General features: G+C 61.6%; 13 protein-coding genes. 12 read left to right on the top strand and 1 reads right to left on the bottom strand.

Features of this window, described 5'->3' with window-relative positions; genetic code table 11:
- Positions 1 to 7: 7 nt before the first annotated feature.
- The 5 genes from AB8841_RS08275 (at position 8) to AB8841_RS08255 (ending at position 4,648) form a co-directional block, all read left to right on the top strand.
- Entirely contained in the window at positions 8 to 2,860 is a 2,853-nt protein-coding gene (locus tag AB8841_RS08275) for an RHS repeat-associated core domain-containing protein (protein WP_370435298.1), read from the top strand.
- Positions 2,861 to 2,870: 10 nt separating this feature from the next.
- Positions 2,871 to 3,278: a hypothetical protein gene (locus AB8841_RS08270; RefSeq protein WP_370435297.1), complete on the top strand. Its 408-nt coding sequence runs from the start codon at positions 2,871 to 2,873 to the stop codon at positions 3,276 to 3,278.
- Positions 3,275 to 3,817, top strand: coding sequence for an RHS repeat-associated core domain-containing protein (locus AB8841_RS08265; RefSeq protein ID WP_370435296.1), 543 nt, complete (start codon positions 3,275 to 3,277; stop codon positions 3,815 to 3,817). Before AB8841_RS08270 ends, AB8841_RS08265 begins: the two co-directional genes overlap by 4 nt.
- Positions 3,818 to 3,892: 75 nt before the next feature.
- Positions 3,893 to 4,279, top strand: coding sequence for a hypothetical protein (locus AB8841_RS08260; RefSeq protein ID WP_370435295.1), 387 nt, complete (start codon positions 3,893 to 3,895; stop codon positions 4,277 to 4,279).
- Between the two features lie 21 nt (positions 4,280 to 4,300).
- The gene (locus AB8841_RS08255; protein ID WP_370435294.1) at positions 4,301 to 4,648 is read left to right on the top strand and encodes a hypothetical protein; all 348 of its coding nucleotides are present in this window, start codon (positions 4,301 to 4,303) and stop codon (positions 4,646 to 4,648) included.
- Positions 4,649 to 5,180: 532 nt separating this feature from the next.
- On the opposite strand, the gene AB8841_RS08250 is transcribed toward AB8841_RS08255, so the two are convergent.
- Positions 5,181 to 5,855, bottom strand: a complete 675-nt coding sequence (locus AB8841_RS08250; RefSeq protein ID WP_370435580.1) for a GntR family transcriptional regulator — start codon at positions 5,853 to 5,855, stop codon at positions 5,181 to 5,183.
- Positions 5,856 to 6,159: 304 nt separating this feature from the next.
- Here AB8841_RS08250 and AB8841_RS08245 point away from each other — a divergent pair, with 304 nt between their 5' ends.
- The 7 genes from AB8841_RS08245 to AB8841_RS08215 all read left to right on the top strand — a co-directional run bounded on the left by AB8841_RS08245 (position 6,160) and on the right by AB8841_RS08215 (position 15,070).
- The gene (locus AB8841_RS08245; RefSeq protein ID WP_370435293.1) at positions 6,160 to 6,405 is read left to right on the top strand and encodes a LamB/YcsF family protein; all 246 of its coding nucleotides are present in this window, start codon (positions 6,160 to 6,162) and stop codon (positions 6,403 to 6,405) included.
- A 39-nt stretch (positions 6,406 to 6,444) separates the two neighbouring features.
- On the top strand, positions 6,445 to 8,055 hold the full coding sequence (pxpB, locus tag AB8841_RS08240) for a 5-oxoprolinase subunit PxpB (protein WP_370435292.1): 1,611 nt from the start codon (positions 6,445 to 6,447) through the stop codon (positions 8,053 to 8,055).
- On the top strand, positions 8,052 to 9,833 hold the full coding sequence (locus AB8841_RS08235; protein ID WP_370435291.1) for a biotin carboxylase N-terminal domain-containing protein: 1,782 nt from the start codon (positions 8,052 to 8,054) through the stop codon (positions 9,831 to 9,833). Before pxpB ends, AB8841_RS08235 begins: the two co-directional genes overlap by 4 nt.
- Positions 9,830 to 11,656: a dipeptide ABC transporter ATP-binding protein gene (locus AB8841_RS08230; protein ID WP_370435290.1), complete on the top strand. Its 1,827-nt coding sequence runs from the start codon at positions 9,830 to 9,832 to the stop codon at positions 11,654 to 11,656. The genes AB8841_RS08235 and AB8841_RS08230 overlap by 4 nt, the downstream gene beginning before the upstream one ends.
- Before the next feature lie 40 nt (positions 11,657 to 11,696).
- Positions 11,697 to 13,232, top strand: a complete 1,536-nt coding sequence (locus tag AB8841_RS08225; protein ID WP_370435289.1) for an ABC transporter substrate-binding protein — start codon at positions 11,697 to 11,699, stop codon at positions 13,230 to 13,232.
- 64 nt (positions 13,233 to 13,296) lie between these two features.
- Positions 13,297 to 14,220 (top strand): ABC transporter permease, encoded by a 924-nt coding sequence (locus tag AB8841_RS08220; protein ID WP_370435288.1) that lies wholly within the window; start codon positions 13,297 to 13,299, stop codon positions 14,218 to 14,220.
- A 4-nt stretch (positions 14,221 to 14,224) separates the two neighbouring features.
- A complete protein-coding gene (locus tag AB8841_RS08215) occupies positions 14,225 to 15,070 on the top strand; it encodes an ABC transporter permease (protein ID WP_370435287.1) in 846 nt (281 codons plus the stop codon).
- Positions 15,071 to 15,073 lie beyond the last annotated feature (3 nt).

Below are 15,073 nucleotides of genomic sequence, written 5' to 3'. Positions count from 1 at the left end.
GGCCCTCATGCGCCAGCCGATGCCCATCATCCGCAGCCTGCTCGCGGGCCTGCTGCTCACGGCCGCCGGTACGGCCCAGGCCCAGACGACGAGCGTGAACTATATCTGGCATCCCGTGCTGCCGGTGCCGACCCGGATCGTCGAGGAGGGGCTGACCACCGACCTGTCCTACGACGACGCCGGCCGCCTCATCGCTCTGGGCCAGACCGACACCACGAGCCACAGCCTGCCCTATCCCACCAACGGGCGGCGGCGGGTCTGGACCTATGCCTATGGCATCGGCAACCGGGTGACCTCCGTGGATGGCCCGCTGCCGGGGCCGGACGACACCGTCACCTATACCTATACGACCGAAGGCCTGCTCGAGACCGTCACCGATTCGGTCGGGCTGAGAACCCGGATCAGCGCCTGGAACAGCCGCGGTCAGCCCACCGCCGTGACCGATCCGAACGGGACAATGACCGCCTATGCCTATGACGGACTCGGGCAGCTGACCGGGATCGTGATCGATCCGGGCCCGCAGGAGGAGCGCTGGGCCATGGCCTATACGGCGGCCGGCGATCCCGAGACTGTGTCCGAACCTGCGGGCCGGACCCTGACCTTCACCTGGGACGGCGCCCGGCGCCTGGTGGGGATCGCCAACAATGCGGGCGACCACATCACGTATGAACGCGATGCGCTCGGCGGCATCACCCGGCGGACGCAGGCGGGAGCGGATGGGCGCATCGTGTTCGAGGAAACCGGAGCTTTCGACGAACTCGGGCGGCTGATTCGGCAGGTGGGCGGCGAGGCGCGGGCCTGGGCCTTCGCCTATGATCGCACGGGCAAGCCCACCGGCCTGACCGACCCGCGCGGGCACATGATCGGGCGCGGCTATGACGGGCTCGGGCGGCTCTTGTCCGAACTCGAGCGCGACGGTGGCCGGGTGGTGCACGGCTATAACGGCCGGGGCGAGACGACGAGCTATGCCGACCCGGGCGGGCTGACCACGGCTTACGTGCGCAACGGCTTCGGCGAGGTGATCCAGGAGGTGTCGCCGGACCGGGGCACGAGCGTGTTCGACTACGACGAGCGCGGGCTTGTGATCCGAAAGCGCGACGGGCGCGGGATCGAGATCGTGTATGCTTATGACGCGGCGGGGCGGCTGGTGACGCGCCGTTCCTCCGGCGGCTCCCTCGTGAGCTGGAGCTACGACGACAGCCGGAACGGCAATGCCGGGCGGGGCCGGCTGACCGGCATGGCGGATGCCGCCGGCACGAGCGTCTACGCCTATGACGCCAAGGGGCGTTTGGTGCGCGAGACGCGCGACATCGCCGGGGCGGTGAGCACCGTCAGCTCCGGCTACGATGGGGCCGGGCGGCTTGCGCGGCTGACCTATCCGTCCGGGCGCAGCCTCGTCTACGGCTATGACGGGCTCGGGCGGGTGAACGCGATCGGCCTGCAGCGCAGCGCGGGCGGGCCGGTGGAGGAGCTCCTGTCCGGAGTGGAATACCTCCCGGAGGGCCCGCTGCGTCGGGCCGTGTTTGGCAACGGCATGGTGCTCGCGCGCGCCTACGACCGGGAGTACCGGATCGCCGCCTTGAGCGTGACGCGCCCGGACGGGTCGCGGGTGCTGGAGCGGGGCTACACGGTCGGCGACGGGCTCAACCTGACCGAGATCGCGGCGGACGGGGAGGGCGGGCACGACGTCCTGAGCCTGCGCTACGATCCGGCGCAGCGCCTGGCCTGGGCCGGGCGGATCGGAGAGCGTTGGGCCTGGAGCTACGACGGCACCGGCAACCGACTGGCCGAGGAACACACGAACTTAAGCGGCCTGACGCGGCGCGCCTATGCCTATGAACCGGGCACGAACCGGCTGGAAGAGATCACCCGCGACGGCGCGGTCGAGCGCCGCTTCGCCTATGACGGGGCCGGGAACCTCGCGCAGGAGGATCGCGGCGCCGCCTTGGCGTATGAGTATGACGGCTCCGGCCAGCTGGCGCAGGTGCGGCTGGGGCGGCTCGGCCCGGTGCGGGCGCGCTATACCTATGATGGCCGCCACCGCCTGGCGATCCGCGAGCTCATGAACGGGGTGCCGAACGGCACGATCCACCTCGTCTACGACGGGGAGGATCGCGTGATCGCGGAGACGGACGCCTCGGGCGCCACGCTGAAGGAATATGTCTGGCTCGGCGAACTGCCCGTCGCGGTGCTCGACGGTACGGCCGATCCGGCCCATCCCGTCCTGCTGTTCGTGCAGGCGGACCATCTCGCGCGGCCGGTGCTGCTGGCGGATACCGCCGGCACGATCGTGTGGCGCGCCACATACGATCCGTTCGGGGCGGTGGCCGAGATCGTGGGCCCGGCCAGCTTCGACCTGCGTTTCCCCGGGCAGTGGTTCCAGCTCGAGACCGGCCTCGCCTACAACTGGCACCGCCACTACGATCCCACCACCGGCCGCTACACCACTCCGGACCCGCTCGGCCTGCACCAGGACCCGCAGCCACCAGGACCAGCAGCGTCCGGCGACACGGTCGGCGAAAACTTCCGATCCTGGTTGCAGGAACTCGGCCTGCAGGCCCGACCGGCGCCGGACCAAGGCGGCAGGGTCCCGCGCGACGGGCCCAGCCTCTACGCCTACGTCCATTCAGACCCGCTCCAACAAACCGATCCTAACGGACTGCAGTCTATCAGCTTGCCGCGATTTCAGGCGGGCGGTGGCTTAGCTTTTCACCCAAAGGGACAGATCCGCATTTATAATTGGTGGGGTGGTGTTGGGTGTGATGTTGACAATCACTTCGACCACGGTGCCGGTAGACTTCATCTCCACTTTTGGGATCAAGGGGGCCGGCATGGTCCAGTCCCTATTCCCAGGTTCTAGAGAGGCATACATGACAGACCTTGTCGGCCTTCAGCTGTCACCTGATGGGGAAATAGTTGAACCTAATCTACATGATATGGAACTCAGAGGAGTGGATTTCTCGAACCCTAACGATGGGATCGTTCTCCACATCGCAAGCAGTTTCTCCGATGCAATACGAATTGAAATAACAGGGATAAAGGTGTTGTCCCTGACAACGGATCATATCCAAAACGTGATTTATGCTGCTTATGTCCTTAGTGCCGACCTTCTACTAAAGAAACCTTATCTTGCATCTTTTGTCTCTGACGTACTGAAATTTGATCTTAGAGGCTCTCAAGAATCATTTTTCGTTCTGGAGCCGGCATCTGGCATTTGCGTAGTCGCTCAGCTCAAGAAGAATTTTTCCATTACTATTACATCAGAGAGATCGAGTTGAAGGGACTGGAGATCACCGGCCCGGCCAGCTTCGACCTGCGTTTTCCTGGGCAGTGGTTCCGGCTCGAGACCGGCCTCGCCTATAACGGGCACCGCCACTACGATCCCAGCACCGGACGCTACATCACCCCGGACCCGCTCGACCTGCACCAGGACCCGCAGCCATCAGGACCAGCATCGTCCGGCGACACGGTCGGCGAAAACTTCCGATCCTGGTTGCAGGAACTCGGCCTGCAGGCCCGACCGGCGCCGGACCAAGGCAGAAGGGTCCCGCGCGACGGGCCCAGCCTCTATGCCTATGCCGGTGCAAACCCGCTCCAACAAACCGATCCAAGAGGATTGCAGAGCATAACAGTAACCTGGGGGCATGGAGATCGACATGTATCTAATCCAATGGCAGCTCGTGCAGAAATTCTGCAATGTCTTCCAAACCTTGGTGACGCATGGGGTCCATTCTGGGGAAGAACACCTAATTATGAATACAGAGCCTATTTACGTCCTAACGGTATACTTCATATTGGGACTTACTACTATAAGTAGCGCCAAGGTTCTCTGAATGAACACAAGTTCACAGCAACACTTAGGTGCACAAGATGCTTAGCACGGGCAACAACCATGACTTTTCCAGATAAACGACAGCCAACCGTTTTAGAAAAAGCCATCATAGAAAGACTGCTTATTGATGCCATTCCAGAAGTTGAATTTCTAAAGGAGCAACTATCGTCTTGCCATGTCAGAGTAATAGACGAATTTGGCTCTCTTATGATTCAGCCGGCCGAAGGAGCGCCGATTTGGCCCCTAGACTATAGCGGACCTTTAGTGACAGCATATCAGGCCGATTTTCATACAACAGATATAGGGCCGTTTATCAATTTCATTCTGTTCGTGGAAAGGGGCGTAATGAAAGAGCTGCAGATTTATAGGGATGATGGAGCTCGGCCCAACGTTACATATGATCCAAAAAAGTTTGCCCTAGTTACTACCAGTATGCCGCGTTTGTAAGGCTATGGGTACCGGGTTCTCATGTCGAAGTGGAAAAATCTCTACAACGCTGTCTGCAACGTCATGGCACAATACGGAACCGAGTCTGCTTTCGGAGATGCCGATTATTGGGTTTTGGATGAAAAATCCAATTGGGCCCAGAGGGTCTTCATATCATCATGGGATCTCTACAAGCCCGAGATCATGTTTGACCTACAGATAATCCTGCAAGACTTCAAGGGTCGTGAGATATGGGTGTCCTTCGAAACAAAAGAGACAATGATAGGCGACCCACTGGTCGGCATCATCATCACTCATGATCGCATAGAAGAGCATATCGACAGAGACGCTGTTCCCGTAACTCTCCGAGATATTCGATTTGAACCCTAGTTCATGACGATATACCCGATAACCTCCTTGCGGAGACGGACGCCTCAGGCATGGGACAGGCTCTAGGAACGTTTCCGTCCATCAAAGTTCAATGAACTCAGCTGCAACTGGATTCCTAACCTGCCAAACATCTTCGGCTACGGATATGGGAATGGCCATGAAAAGAGACTTCGCGTTTGAAGCAAAATGCCTCACGTTGGAAGTGCTTCGGAAGCTGCATGCCATACGGCTCTCGAAACAGACTGGACCCCACAGGACATGCAAGAGCTTCGACGGGCGCTCGGAAGGTTCATAGGTTTGATCGACACGCAAATCCTATGCGCGATCTATCAGCAATTTCCTGATCTCAATGACTTGCCCGAGGAAGAAGGTTCGCAAAAGTCATCTTAGAATGAAACAGGCCAGAGCCTACGGTCCGTTCGGGGCGGCGGCCGAGATCGTGGGCCCGGCCAGCTTCGACCTGCGTTTCCCCGGAACAGTGCGGCAACTCTATCAGGAACGCAGGCCATGAGCCCGCCTCACAACAAAGGTTCTAGGCAACAACGCGCGTGTAGGCGCCCAGAATAAAGCGCTCTGCTCTCAGCAGGTAAGATTCGAGCAACTCGGCGGCTGCTGATGCTCTCCCGGCTTCCAGTGCGCCGACAATCTCGACATTCTGATCGATGAATGGTCCGTGCAAGAATTCCGGATCCCGGAGCAGACCGAAAACGAGTCGCAGCTCCAGCGCGATTTGCGCATAGAATGCCGAGAGTCGTGGACTGTCGGCCAATTCGACGATAGCCGCGTGGAACGCAATATCGGCGCTGCCGACGCCGAGCCAATCCCTTGCCTCGCGGCAGCGGCGGGCATCCTCCACGGCGACGCGCATGTGTTTTGCGCCCGGATGCCCGGGATGTGCCTGCGCAAGAGCCGGACATTCGATGAAGCGCCGGACGCGGTAGATGTCGATGATCGTCGACATGCTGGGGATGGAGACGAAGACGCCGCGATTGGCCTCGTGACGCAGCAGGCCCTCTTTGGTGAGAAGGCGGAAGACTTCGCGTAATGTATTGCGGGAGACCTGCAATTCGTCGCACAGCATCTGTTCCGAGAGATGGCTGCCCGGCGTGAGCATCCCTGATATGACCTGTTCACGAACTCGCTCCGCCACCGCTTCCGCGAGAGTCTGCGGCGGTTCGGAGGCGCGTGACGTCCTGGCGCCCCTCATGTCCGCAGAGGCGGTCAATTGCCCCTCCACTCGCTGCGGTTTGCGTGCGGCCAAGCTCATTCCTCCTGCAGAACGGATTTCGACTTGTGGGTAATGCGCTTCGCAATCGGCAACAAGCGAAGCGACGCCCACGAAGCCGCCAAGGGGTGGATTTGATTGTGCAAAACCCTCGTGGCGTACGAACGATGTGCTTTGAAAGCTTTGTAGGACACTCAATAAGTTTTGTTCAACACTATAGACAGCATTGTTCGCCTTTGTTAGCACTAGCTCGGATTCCAGGCAAGGAAGGAGAGGGCATGTGTTGATGAGCATCGACCTCGATGGCGACCTGGGCAAAAGTTTTGGTGCCTGGAAGATGGGCGACGATGTAGCCGTATTCGACGTGGTCGGCAGCGCTGACGTCGCCTGTGGTTTTGATGTCGGCGACTCTGCCGACACCCTGAAGGCACTGCGCGCGGCCGCCGAGCGCATCGTGGCGATCGCTCAGCGTCTGTGCGCGTTTCCCGAGCGGGCCGGTCTCGCCGCCCTGCCTTTTACCGCTGCCGCGTGAGCCCTCATGCAGTCGACCTTGCTCCCAGAATCTCGCGATATGTCGATCCGCATCCTTCCGGTGCGTGGCGACTGCGTTCTGGTCGAGTTGGCTGATCTCGAAGAGGCGCTGGCGCTGTTCGATGCACTCGAGAATAACCCGGTTGCCGGCATCCGCGAAGTCATTCCGGCAGCCCGTACGCTGCTCATCGCGTTCGACCCTCATACGCTGTCCGACGACGCCCTGGTGGACGCAGTTGCGGCACGAGCGGGCGGCGAACGCAAGGCGGCTTCGGGCGCGCTGGTTGAAATTCCCGTCCGCTACGACGGCGAAGATCTCGCCGAAGTCGCCGCCATTCTGAACATGAGCGCCGACGAGGTCATACGCCTGCACACCGAAAGCGATTACGTCGCTGCCTTTACCGGCTTTGCGCCCGGATTCGTTTATCTTTCGGGCGGCGATCCGCGTCTGAATGTCCCGCGCCGCAAGTCGCCGCGCACCCAGGTGCCGGCGGGGGCCGTAGGTCTTGCCGGTGAATTCAGCGGCGTCTATCCGAAGGCCAGCCCCGGAGGCTGGCAGTTGATCGGTACGACGCCGCTCGCCATGTTCGAGATCGATCGCACGCCCGCCTCGCTGCTGCAGCCCGGTGATCGCGTGCGCTTCCGCAACATGGCAGGCGGCCATGCCTATGAAGTCAAGGACTCGGAGAAGGTCTCAGCGAAGCCAGCAAACTGCCCTGGGCCAAGTGCGGGATCGGCCGCGATCGAAATCCTCTCCATCGGTCTGCCGGTGTTGTTTCAGGATCTCGGCCGCCCCGGTCTGGCGCGGCAAGGCATCAGTGCCTCGGGCGCGGTCGACCGGGCAAGCTTAAAGGCCGCCAATCGCCTTGTCGGCAATCCGGCGAATGCCGCTGCACTTGAGATCACACTCGGCGGTTTGAGTTTTCGCATGCGTGGCCAGGGCGTCATGGCCCTGGCGGGTGCCGAAACATCGATCACCGTTACAGATGCAAGCGGACTGAAGATTGTCGCTCCGCACCACAGCACCATCGCGCTCGACGACGGTGACGTCGTTTCGCTTGGCAGGCCGGCGGCCGGAATGCGCTCCTATCTCGCGTTTCGCGGTGGCTTCGCCATAGCGCCGGTCCTCGGCAGCGCCGCGATCGATACGCTGGCGCAGATTGGCCCGGCGGCACTTGGTTCCGGCGACGTCATCCTCATTAGGACGGCGCCCGTGGGAGCGTTCGTATCGTCGGAACTGCCGGCATTCGCCATGCCGAGCAGCGACGAGACGGTTGCACTGGACGTGGTCATGGGCCCGCGTACCGATTGGTTCACCGACGAGGCCGTGCAGAACTTCCTGACACAGGAATGGTCGGTGACCCCCCAGTCGAGCCGCGTCGGCATCCGCCTGATGGGTCAGGCGCTGGAACGCCGGAACCACGGCGAGTTGCCGAGCGAGGCCACCGTACGCGGGGCCATCCAGGTGCCGGCCAGCGGCCAGCCGGTCCTTTTCCTCGCCGACCATCCGCTCACTGGCGGTTATCCCGTCATCGCCAATCTCGCCAGCCATCATCTCGATCTCGCCGGCCAAATTCCCGTCGGAGCGCGCATCCGTTTCAATGCGGTCAACCGTTTCGCTCCCTACATCACTCCCGGACAAAGCGCATGAAGAAGGTTCTGATAGCAAACCGTGGCGAGATCGCGGTAAGGATCATCCGAGCCTGCAAGGATTACGGCCTGACCTCCGTCGCCGTCTATGCCGACGCGGATTCCGACGCGCTGTTCGTCGCAATGGCAGACGAGGCCTACGCGTTGAATGGCGCCGTAGCCAAGGACACCTATCTCGATATCGGCAAGTTGATTGCCATCGCCAAGCGCGCCGGCGCGGATGCCGTGCATCCCGGCTATGGTTTCCTGTCCGAGCGCGCCGAGTTTGCCGAGGCCGTCGTCGGCGCCGGTCTGACATGGATCGGTCCCGATCCGAAGGTTATCGAAGCTCTCGGTGACAAACTCGAAGCACGCCGCATCGCCCAGAAGGTCGGTGCTCCACTGGTCGCCGGCAGCGACGGCGCGATCTCCGATTCGGCGGAGGCGCTGGCTTTCGCCAGGAGCTTCGGCCTGCCGATCGCGATCAAGGCTGCGCACGGCGGCGGCGGTCGCGGCCTGAAGATCGCCCGCCGGCTCGACGAAGTCGAAGAATTGTTCTTATCGGCGACCCGCGAAGCGGTGGCTGCCTTCGGTCGGGGCGAATGCTATGTCGAGCAGTTTCTCGACCGCCCGCGGCATATCGAGGCGCAGGTGCTGGCGGACCGCCTCGGGAATGTTCTTGTCGTCGGAACTCGCGACTGCTCGCTGCAGCGGCGTAACCAGAAGCTTGTCGAGGAGGCGCCCGCGCCGTTTCTTTCCGAGGAGCAGCGCGAGAGGATCCATAAGGCGGCGCGCGATATCTGCGCAGAGGCGGGTTATACGGGTGCGGGTACCGTCGAGTTCTTGCTGAGCGCCGATGGCGTGATCTCCTTCCTCGAGGTCAATACCCGTCTCCAGGTCGAACATCCCGTGACCGAGGAGACGACCGGTCTCGACCTCGTCATCGAACAGTTCCGTATTGCGGAAGGTCTCCCGATCAGCATCACCGAGATGACCGAACCGCGCGGTCACGCGATCGAATTCCGCATCAACATGGAAGATCCGGGACGCGGTTTCCTGCCGTCGACCGGCGAGATCACCGCGTTTGCGCCTCCTTGTGGCCCGGGTGTACGGCTCGATTCCGGCATCACTCGCGGTTCCATCATTCCGCCGATGTTCGATTCTCTGGTTGCCAAACTGATCGTCTGGGGAGCAACACGCGAACAGGCGATCGCCCGGGCGCGTCGCGCGCTTGGCGAGTTCGAGATCGGCGGCGTACCATCTGTCCTGCCGTTCCACCGTGCCGTCATCGAGCACCCGGACTTTGCCTCGGATTTCCGCGTCCATACGCGGTGGATCGAGACCGACTTCGCCGAGGTGCTGGAAGCGGCCGACCGGCCAGCGCCGGCGCCCGATGTCTGGCTGTTGCGGGGGCATGTCGAAATCGACGGAAAACGTGTCGAGATCGGCATCCCCGATGCTTTTCGCCGCCTGCTCGGCCCGATGCCGGCATCGTCTGGCCGATCAAAGGCGCAAGAGAGCAACGGGACCGATGCAGAGACCGTGCTGGCGCCTGTGCCCGGCGTGCTTGTTCAATGGAATGTTTCCGATGGCGCTACCGTAGAGACGGGTGAAGTATTGGCCGTGATGGAAGTGATGAAGATGGAGACCGCCGTAACCGCGCCGGTCTCCGGCGTTCTCACCATCCTGGCCGAAGCCGGCTCTTCTCAGAACGCCGGCGCCATCCTGGCCCGCATCGCCAGGGAGAGCGGCGCGGCCAAGACCAGTACAGCGCAGCCCAAGCCGGAGACACGGATATGACGACACCGACGGACAATCGCAAACCGCTTCTGTCGGTCGAGGGTCTCTGCGTCGAATTTGGTGGCAATCGGGTCGTGGACGACCTGTCGTTCAAGGTTCAGGCGGGAAGGACGCTGGCGATCGTCGGCGAGTCCGGCTCGGGCAAATCGGTGACGTCGCTTTCAGCCATGCGGCTTGCAGACATGATGGGCGCGAAGTTCGTCGGCGGCCGCATCCTGTTCGACGGGACGGATCTCCTGAAGGCGTCTCAGAAGGAGATGCGGTCGATCCGCGGCAAAGAGATCGCCATGATCTTCCAGGAGCCGATGACGTCTCTGAATCCGGTCTTCACCATCGGCGACCAGATCTGCGAAGTTCTGATGCTGCATGAGAAGATGGGCAAGGCCTCGGCGATGGCCGAGGCCCGTCGCCTGCTCGACATGGTGCGCCTGCCCGATTCCGCAGCGCTTCTCGGCCGCTATCCGCACCAGCTTTCCGGCGGCATGCGCCAGCGTGTCATGATCGCCATGGCGCTCGCGTGCCGGCCGAAGCTCCTGATCGCCGATGAGCCGACCACGGCGCTCGACGTGACCATCCAGGCGCAGATCCTCAACATCATGCGTGATCTACAGACGACGCTCGGCATGGGCATGGTCTTCATCACGCACGACATGGGCGTGGTCGCCGAGATGGCTGATGACGTGGTCGTCATGTGGAAGGGCCGAAAGGTCGAGGAGGGGCCGGTCGGAGAGATCTTCGCCAACCCGCGCCATGCCTATACGCAGACGCTTCTTTCCGCCGTCCCCCGTCTTGGCAGCATGGCCGGGGAGGAGTTCCCGAAGCGCATGCCGCTGACGGTTCTTCAGAACGGCGAGCCGACGATGGTCGGCGAGGAACGCGTGCAGAATACGGCGAAGTATGATGAAAAGCCTCTTCTGTCCGTCAAGGACCTGTTCGTCCGGTTCGACATACGCAAGACCATCCTTGGCAAGGTGACCCATCGCCTGAGCGCCGTTTCGAAGGTCGGCTTCGACATTTATCCGGGCGAGACGCTGGCGCTGGTCGGTGAATCCGGGTCCGGCAAATCGACGATCGGTCGCACGATCCAGCAGCTGCAGACCGCCATCTCGGGCGAAATCTCATTCAATGGAAAGAGCTATTCGTCCATGTCCGCGGCGGAGCGCTTTCGGATGCGACAAGAGGTCCAGTACATCTTTCAGGATCCCTTCGCCTCGTTGGATCCGCGCAAGACGGTCGGTTTCTCGATTGCCGAGCCGATCAACACACATGGCCTTATTTCGGATCGCAAGGCAGTCCGGCGCCGCGTCGACCAGTTGCTGGAACGCGTGGGCCTGAGCTCCACGCATGCCGACCGCTATCCACACGAGTTCTCTGGCGGCCAGCGCCAGCGCGTCTGCATCGCCCGCGCGCTTGCATCCGATCCGAAGCTCATCATCGCAGACGAAGCCCTTTCGGCGCTCGACGTCTCCATTCAGGCGCAGATCATCAATCTGTTCATGGACCTGCAGGCGGAGCGTCAATTGGCCTATCTGTTCATCAGCCACGACATGGCTGTCGTCGAGAAGGTGAGCCACCGCGTCGCCGTTCTCTATCTCGGCCAGATCATGGAAATCGGAAGTCGCCGCCAAGTCTTTGAACAACCGACGCATGATTATACGCGCCGGCTCCTGTCCGCCGTACCGGTTGCCGATCCGAACGCCGAGCGGAATTCGACGCTGCTCGAGGGCGAGATCCCCAATCCGGTACGTCGCGTCGGCGATGAGCCCACGATCCTCATGCATGAGGAAATCAATCCAGGCCACTTCGTCGCGAAGAGTGCCTGAACACCCGCGAAAAATCGCAACTTTCTGAGAGGAACAGGAAATGAGTACAATCAAAAGACGAGTCGCTAGGTCCTTCATGGCTATCGCCCTTTCCGGCGTGGCTTTCTCGGCCGCTCCCGCCCTCGCTGCGGGCAAGCTCACGGTATCCTCCCCGCAGGACCCGGGCAGCTGGGATCCGGTCGATACCTTTTTGGTTCAATGGGCGGCGGTCGCCACCAACATCTTCGACGGACTGACCTATCGCGGTCCTGACCTGAAGCTCGTTCCCGGCCTCGCGGAATCCTGGGAAGAGCTGGACCAAGGCAAACGCATCCGCTTCAAGCTGCGTCAGGGCGTCAAGTTCCACGATGGCGAGGACTTCAATGCCGAGGCCGTCAAGTTCACGTTCGACCGTCTGCTCGGCGAGCAGGGTGCCAAGGGTCCGCAGCGCTCCAACTACACGGCGATCGAAAGCGTCGAGATCGTCGATCCCTTCACCGTCGATATGAAGCTCAAGGCTCCCGATCCGGTTCTCCTGACCAAGCTGGCCGGCTATGGCGCCATGATCGTGCCGCCCAAGTACATCAAGGAAAAGGGCGAGGACAATTTCAACGTCAATCCGGTCGGCACCGGGGCATTCAAGTTCGTGTCCTACACGCCGAAGGTCGACATCAAGCTCGAAGCCAACCCGAATTATTGGGGCGGCGCGCCGAAGCTCTCGGAACTCGAGTACCGCTTCATTACCGAGCCTTCGACCGCCGTCGCCGAACTCCAGGCCGGCCGTGTCGATCTCGTCATTCCGCCGACGATCCCGATCGGCATGATCCCGGTCATCGAGGGAGATTCCAAGCTGCAGGTCGTCAGCGTTCCCGGGCCAACGGTCGATGCGCTGCGCTTCAACACCCGCGACGGTATTACCGCCGATCCGAAGGTGCGCAAGGCTCTCACCATGGCGGTCGATCGGGCCACCATCGTGAAGTCGCTGCTCGCTGGCCAGGCGGCCGAGATTGCCTCGTTCCAGGGTGAGCTCTCGTTCGGTTACGATCCGGCGCTGAAGCCGCTTCCTTTCGACCCCGCAGGCGCCAAGAAGCTGCTTGCAGAAGCCGGCGTCAAGCCGGGCGCAACGGTGCAGATCGACATCCGGGGCAATGACGCGACGATGAACGAAGTCGCGCAGATCGTCGCCAGCTATCTTCAGGCCGTCGGCGTCACCGCCACGATCAAGCCCTACGAAACCAACGTGCTGTTGAATGACATCATCCCGCAAGGCAAGACCGGGGCGATGTTCCAGCAGAAGTGGGGCGGCTGGACCTTCGATTACGACAACACCGCCTATTCCATGTACCACTCGGGCGAACGCTGGAATCCGTACGACAAGGACGACAAGCTGGACAAGCTCCTGGAATCGCAGCGACCGCTGACCGATCGTGCGGAGCGCGAAAAGATCCTTCGCCAAATCGCCGCCTATGCCGCCGACCGCGCGCTGGAACTGCCGCTCTACAATACCAAGGCGATCTACGGCGTCAGCAAGCGCGTCAAAGGTTTCGTCCCGGCGCCTGACAACCGCATGAAATTCACCGACGTCACGGTGGAATGATCCGAACCCGGCGCCGCCGCCAAGAAGGCGGCGGCGCTCCCTTTACCGTTTCGGGAATAAATACGTGGCCGGCTTCCTCATCAAACGCTTGCTTCAGGCGATCTTCATCGTGATTGCCATCACCCTTCTCGTATCCTTCGCCATTCGCCTGACGGGCGACCCGGCCGTGACGATGTTTCAGGGCGGCGGCAGCATGACGGAGGATGACCTCGCGCGCATCCGGCAGGCACTCGGCGTCGACAAGCCGTTCCTTGAACAATATTATCTATTCCTGAAGGGGCTAATGACCCTGGACATGGGGCGCAGCTTCGCCGGCAATGCGCCCGTGACGACGCTGATTGCTCAGGCGCTTCCCGCAACCCTGCTGCTGGCTTTCATCTCGATCACGGTTTCGATCGTGCTCTCCATACCTCTCGGCATCAAGGCGGCGACGGCGCGCGGAAAGTGGGCGGACCAGGTCGTCCGCATCCTGTCGCTCGTCGGCCTGTCCTTCCCGAACTTCTGGCTCGCCACCATGCTCGTGCTGCTGTTTGCCATCACGCTCAATCTCCTGCCTCCGAGCGGCATGGTCGGGCTTTCGAGCTATATCATGCCTGCCCTTACCATGGGGATCATCCTGACTGCCACGAACGTCCGCCTGGTCCGGACCTCGATGCTGGAAACGTTGCAGTCGCAATACATCATGGTCGCCCGCGCGAAGGGCCTGAGCGAAACCAAGGTCCTTTACAAGCATGCGCTCCGGAACTGCGCCATTCCGCTGATCACCTATTTCGGCATCCAGTTCGGCGGTCTTCTCGGCGGCATCGTCGTCATCGAGCGCGTCTTCAACTGGCCCGGCCTCGGCACGCTGGCATTCGATGCGGTCGGAGCGCGGGACTTCCCCGTTCTCCAGGGCGTGATCACCGTTCTTTCGTTGATGATCGTCGGCATCAATCTTCTGGTCGACATAGCCTATGGCTTAGTCGATCCCCGCATCCGCACGGAGTAACCGCATGGCCGCAACCCTGTCCCGCTCGTCACGGTTCATGAGTGTCGAGTTCATTCTTGGCACATTCCTTACCAGCGTCATTTGCCTGGCCGTGCTGTTCTCCGACCTGCTGTTTCCCGGCGGCGCCGACAAGATCGACCTGATGGCGCGCCTGGCGAAGCCCTTCGCCTCGGCTGCCCACCCCCTTGGCACCGATCCGCTTGGCCGCGATGTGCTGGCGCGTGTCGTAATGGGGGGCAAGATTTCGCTGCTCGTCGGTATCACGTCCGTCGCCGGCGCCGTCGTGTTCGGGGTGCTGATGGGTCTTATCGCAGGTTATTACCGTGGCTTTTGGGATATGCTCGTGATGCGTTTCGCGGACATCCAGCTCGCGATGCCGTTTATCCTTCTGGCCATCACCTTCATCGCCATTGTCGGCGGCAGTCTGACCAACACGATCATCCTGCTGATCGTCTCGCAATGGGTGCAATACGCCCGCCTCGTACGGGGCTCGGTTCTCTCCCTGCGCGAACGTGAATTCATCCTATCGGCCCGCGCCATCGGCGTGAGGGACCGGCGCATCATCTTCCAGCACCTGCTGCCAAATCTGCTTGGCCCCGTCATCGTGCTATTGACCCTCAATGTCGCGACGAACATCCTGCTCGAAAGCAGCCTGACCTTCCTGGGCATGGGCGTCGATCCCACCATCCCGAGCTGGGGCGGAATGCTGGCGGACGGACGGACCTATCTCCAGACAGCTTGGTGGGTCAGCGTCTTTCCAGGCTTGGCGATCATGCTGACGGTGCTCGGCCTGAACCTGCTGGGGGATTGGCTACGCGACAGCCTCGATCCAACGGGCAGAACAAGGTAATTC

Source organism: Microvirga sp. TS319 (assembly GCF_041276405.1).
Taxonomy (GTDB): domain Bacteria; phylum Pseudomonadota; class Alphaproteobacteria; order Rhizobiales; family Beijerinckiaceae; genus Microvirga.
The sequence above is the reverse complement of the archived record's forward strand: the minus strand, read 5'-3'. Positions and strand labels throughout refer to the sequence as shown.

What these genes read in the sequence shown, in the direction of transcription:
- AB8841_RS08275 (WP_370435298.1), top strand. Translation starts at nt 8, where the DNA reads ATGCGCCAGCCGATGCCCATCATCCGCAGCCTGCTCGCGGGCCTGCTG.
- AB8841_RS08270 (WP_370435297.1), top strand. Translation starts at nt 2,871, where the DNA reads ATGACAGACCTTGTCGGCCTTCAGCTGTCACCTGATGGGGAAATAGTT.
- AB8841_RS08260 (WP_370435295.1), top strand. Translation starts at nt 3,893, where the DNA reads ATGACTTTTCCAGATAAACGACAGCCAACCGTTTTAGAAAAAGCCATC.
- AB8841_RS08255 (WP_370435294.1), top strand. Translation starts at nt 4,301, where the DNA reads ATGTCGAAGTGGAAAAATCTCTACAACGCTGTCTGCAACGTCATGGCA.
- AB8841_RS08250 (WP_370435580.1), bottom strand. Translation starts at nt 5,855, where the DNA reads ATGAGGGGCGCCAGGACGTCACGCGCCTCCGAACCGCCGCAGACTCTC.
- AB8841_RS08245 (WP_370435293.1), top strand. Translation starts at nt 6,160, where the DNA reads ATGAGCATCGACCTCGATGGCGACCTGGGCAAAAGTTTTGGTGCCTGG.
- pxpB (WP_370435292.1), top strand. Translation starts at nt 6,445, where the DNA reads ATGTCGATCCGCATCCTTCCGGTGCGTGGCGACTGCGTTCTGGTCGAG.
- AB8841_RS08235 (WP_370435291.1), top strand. Translation starts at nt 8,052, where the DNA reads ATGAAGAAGGTTCTGATAGCAAACCGTGGCGAGATCGCGGTAAGGATC.
- AB8841_RS08230 (WP_370435290.1), top strand. Translation starts at nt 9,830, where the DNA reads ATGACGACACCGACGGACAATCGCAAACCGCTTCTGTCGGTCGAGGGT.
- AB8841_RS08225 (WP_370435289.1), top strand. Translation starts at nt 11,697, where the DNA reads ATGAGTACAATCAAAAGACGAGTCGCTAGGTCCTTCATGGCTATCGCC.
- AB8841_RS08215 (WP_370435287.1), top strand. Translation starts at nt 14,225, where the DNA reads ATGGCCGCAACCCTGTCCCGCTCGTCACGGTTCATGAGTGTCGAGTTC.